General features: G+C 74.3%; 4 protein-coding genes and 1 pseudogene. 4 read left to right on the forward strand and 1 reads right to left on the reverse strand.

The window, feature by feature from the left end; all coding sequences use genetic code 11:
* Both ABZ873_RS33995 and ABZ873_RS34000 read left to right on the forward strand, forming a co-directional pair.
* A pseudogene (locus ABZ873_RS33995) lies at positions 1 to 212 on the forward strand (sulfate ABC transporter substrate-binding protein); the annotation flags it as partial.
* Positions 213 to 404: 192 nt separating this feature from the next.
* Positions 405 to 1,280 carry a glutathione S-transferase C-terminal domain-containing protein gene (locus ABZ873_RS34000; RefSeq protein WP_360880699.1) on the forward strand — a complete coding sequence of 292 codons (876 nt, stop codon included), beginning with the start codon at positions 405 to 407 and terminating at the stop codon, positions 1,278 to 1,280.
* A gap of 2 nt (positions 1,281 to 1,282) precedes the next feature.
* On the opposite strand, the gene ABZ873_RS34005 is transcribed toward ABZ873_RS34000, so the two are convergent.
* Entirely contained in the window at positions 1,283 to 1,840 is a 558-nt protein-coding gene (locus tag ABZ873_RS34005; RefSeq protein ID WP_360880701.1) for a pyridoxamine 5'-phosphate oxidase family protein, read from the reverse strand.
* A 238-nt stretch (positions 1,841 to 2,078) separates the two neighbouring features.
* On the opposite strand from ABZ873_RS34005, the gene ABZ873_RS34010 reads away from it, so the two are divergent.
* Both ABZ873_RS34010 and ABZ873_RS34015 read left to right on the forward strand, forming a co-directional pair.
* Positions 2,079 to 2,435, forward strand: a complete 357-nt coding sequence (locus ABZ873_RS34010; RefSeq protein WP_360880704.1) for a hypothetical protein — start codon at positions 2,079 to 2,081, stop codon at positions 2,433 to 2,435.
* 123 nt (positions 2,436 to 2,558) lie between these two features.
* Positions 2,559 to 3,415 (forward strand): peptidoglycan recognition family protein (locus ABZ873_RS34015; protein ID WP_360880707.1); only part of this gene is annotated, 857 nt, incomplete at its 3' end.

A 3,415-nucleotide genomic window follows, 5' to 3' on the forward strand; every position in this document is an offset into this window, starting at 1 on the left:
ACGCCAAGATCCTCGACCCCGCCTGGCAGAGCATCCTCGTCACCGACGACCCCCTCGCCGCCACCCTCAAGGCCCAGGCCGACTACGCCGTCAAGACCAGGCTCATCGAACAGCCCGAACTCACCGGCATCTACGACCTCACCCTCCTCAACAAGGTCCTCAAGGAAGCCGGCAAGCCCGAAGTCACCGACGCCGGCCTCGCCACCAAGTAGCCAGTGAGCCGGGGCGCCCCGACCCGGGGCGCCCCGGGCCCTCTTGACAGCGGCCTGAGGTGCATCGACACTCCAGAACGGCGAATCCTAGTGAACTGGTAGGAAAACAAAGGGCGTTCGGTCCGGCCCCGGCGCGAGCCGCGCGGGCCGCCGGCGCCGTTCGGTCGTGATCGAGCACCCCCAGGGAGACGTATGTACGCCCCTTCCCCGCAGGCCGCGCCCTCCTTCCGCGGCAGGATCGGCCGCGACGCGCACAGCGGCTACCCCGCCGTCCCGCACCGCTACCGGCTCCATCTCGCGCCCTCCTGTCCGGACTGCCTGCGGATCGCCGTCACCCACAGCCTGCTCGGCCTGGACGGTGTCCTCCCCGTCACCGTGCTGCCCGCCGTGCCCGACGCACCCGACGGCGGCCACCTCGCGCTGCGCCCGCTGTACGAGGCCAGCGCCCACCAGCACCGGGGGCCCGCCACGGCCCCCGTCCTCAGCGACGGCTGGACCGGACGCATCGTCAGCACCCACGCCCCCGACATCCTCCAGGACCTCACCCGGCGCTTCGGCGCCTCCGGCCCCGACCTGTACCCGGAGGGCGCCGAGGAGCGGATCGCGGCCATCGGCCGGCTCTGCGAGGAGGGCATCAACGCGGCCGCGCAGCGCGCCGGCCGGTCCGGCGTCGACCCCGGGACCCGCGAGCTCGCGCTCACCACCCTGCTGCGCGCGCTGGGCGCGCTGGAGGAATGGCTCACCTCGGCCGATCACCTGCTGGGCGGCGACCTCACCGCGGCGGACGTGCGGTTGTGGGTGACGCTGGTGCAGCTGGACACCGTGCACCGCTGGCACCTGGACGCGGCCGCCGTGTACCGGATCACCGACCACCCGCGGGTGTGGGCGTACGCGCGACGGCTGACGGCGCATCCCGCCTTCGGCCCGCATCTGGACCTGGACGGCATCGCCCGCCGGCACCACGCCCACTGCCGGGGCTCGGAGGCCGCGGGGGCCGCCGTACGGATCGTGGACTGGGCCGCGCAGGTGCGGCGGGCCGGCACCGTGGCCCGGACGGCCGGGGGCTGATCTCAGAAGGTCCACCGCGTGTGGCTGTAGACGCCGCCGTCGCGCCCGAAGCCGTAGGCCGTGGCCGGTGCCACCGCGAACACCACCGACTCGCCCTGCCGGATGGAGTCCCCGATGCCGTGGAAGGTGCCCTCGGGGGAGGTGATGTGGTGGCCGTACTTCGTCTCGTACGCCGTGATCGCGCGCTCCAGCGCCTCCGGCTCGGAGATCCGCCGGGCCGTGCCCTCGACGACGATGTCGAGCCCTTCGGTGAGGGCGTTGCGGCCGGTGGTCAGCGCGCAGTGCGCGTCGTGGGCGAGGTTGCGGGCCTTCTGCTCCCCGGGGCCGGTGGAGAAGTGCAGCACCCCGTCGTGCCAGGCGGCGATGACGGGGGTGACGTGGAGGCGGCCGTCGGGCCGCACGGTGGAGAGCCAGAAGATCTCGGCGGACTCCAGCTCCCGCCGGGCCACGGCCCAGTCGGTGGCGGTGACGTCCTCGGCCCCCGGGCGGGGGTTGAGGGCGGAGCTGTAGCGGGCGTCCAGTTCGGTGACCGGCTGCGTGGCGGGGTCCTGGTCGGGCATGGCTCCTCCTCTTCTCCCCCGGTGGGCGGGGCCCGGGGCGCACCCGTGCATGCTGGCGCGGGTACGCGCCCGGGGCCCCGTACGCGGCCGACGGCGGGCGGGACATCACCCGGCCGGGTCAGGTCCCCCTCTGCCCGATGCGGCCCCGGCCTCGGGCCGGCCGGGGGGCCGTCCTAGGGTGGCGGGACAGTCCGTGCGGCGGGGCGGGGGCCTCGCCGTCTCCAGTGGGGAGTCCTCCGTGGCAGGTTCGCTCGACGGCCTCGTGTTCGTACCCGTGGCCGACCAGGCGCCCGGGCAGGTCGGCCGGCAGACCCGGTTCGCGTACCACGAGCGGGATGGGGTGGTCTGGGCCGACTACCGCGGCGGGGACGTGGTCAGGGGCCAGCTGATCGGCACGCGCACAGGGGACACCCTCGACTTCCGCTACGTACAGCTCCGCGGCGACGGGACCACCGCCTCCGGGCACTGCGTCTCGCGGGTGGTGCAACTGCCGGACGGAAGGCTGCGGTTGGACGAGACCTGGTCCTGGGAGTCACGGGAGGGCAGCGGCACCAGCACGGTGGAACAGATCCTGGACCGCGCCCCGACGGGCTGAGGCCCCGCCGGAACCGGGGACGCGCCCGGCCGGGGACAGTCCGGCGCGGGCACGGTGTGTCTGCGCGGAGCCCGCGGCGGAAGTCCCTTCAATGGGCAGCCTCCTAGGGAAACGGGCAGTCCATTGAGCTTCCTCGTACGGCACCGTCCTGCGGCGCCCGCCTCGGCCGAGTTCACCCGCCGGGCCCTCCTGACGGGCGGTCTCGCCCTCGCGGCCGGTGCGGCGCTGCCGCTCGCCGCGGCCGGGCGGGCGCGGGCCGCAGCCGTCCCGGACATCATCGGCTGCGCCACCTGGGGGGCGCGGGCCGCTTCGGAGCCCGTGGCCGTGCTCGGCAACCGGCCCCAGCGGATCATCGTCCACCACACGGCCACGGCGAATGTGACGGACTATTCGCGGCAGCGCGCCTACGCCCTGGCCCGCGCGATCCAGACGTACCACATGGACGCGCAGGGCTGGATCGACACCGGCCAGCACTTCACCATCAGCCGCGGGGCGTTCGTGCTGGAGGGCCGCCACCAGAGTCTGGCGGAGCTGCGCTCCGGCACCCGCCAGGTGCGGGCGGCGCACTGCGTCGGGCAGAACACGCTGTCGATCGGCATCGAGAACGAGGGCACCTACACCTCGCTGACCCCGCCCACGGCGCAGTTCTCGGCGCTCGCGGACCTGTGCGCGCACATCTGCGCGCAGTACGGCCTGCCGGCGGCGGAGATCTACGGGCACCGCGACTTCAACGCGACCTCCTGCCCCGGCGACCGGCTCTACGCGCTGCTGCCGACGCTCCGCAAGGAGGTGGCCGCCCGGCTCGGCACCTCCGCGCAGGAGGTGGACCCGCAGGCTCCGGCTCCGGAGCCGGAGCGGGTGCGCCACCCGTTGTGGGACCTCGTCGACCGGACCACCCACAAGCGGGCTTCGGCCTTTCCCGAGTACCTGCCGGCGCGCTTCGTGGAGCAGGGTGCCGTCCTCGGCGACGAGGGCGGCCT

The sequence above is a fragment of the Streptomyces sp. NPDC047014 genome, from assembly GCF_040644195.1.
Lineage (GTDB): Bacteria > Actinomycetota > Actinomycetes > Streptomycetales > Streptomycetaceae > Streptomyces.

Bases quoted from the DNA above. Each gene is read 5' to 3' on its own strand.
- ABZ873_RS34000 (WP_360880699.1), top strand. From the start codon at position 405: ATGTACGCCCCTTCCCCGCAGGCCGCGCCCTCCTTCCGCGGCAGGATC.
- ABZ873_RS34005 (WP_360880701.1), bottom strand. From the start codon at position 1,840: ATGCCCGACCAGGACCCCGCCACGCAGCCGGTCACCGAACTGGACGCC.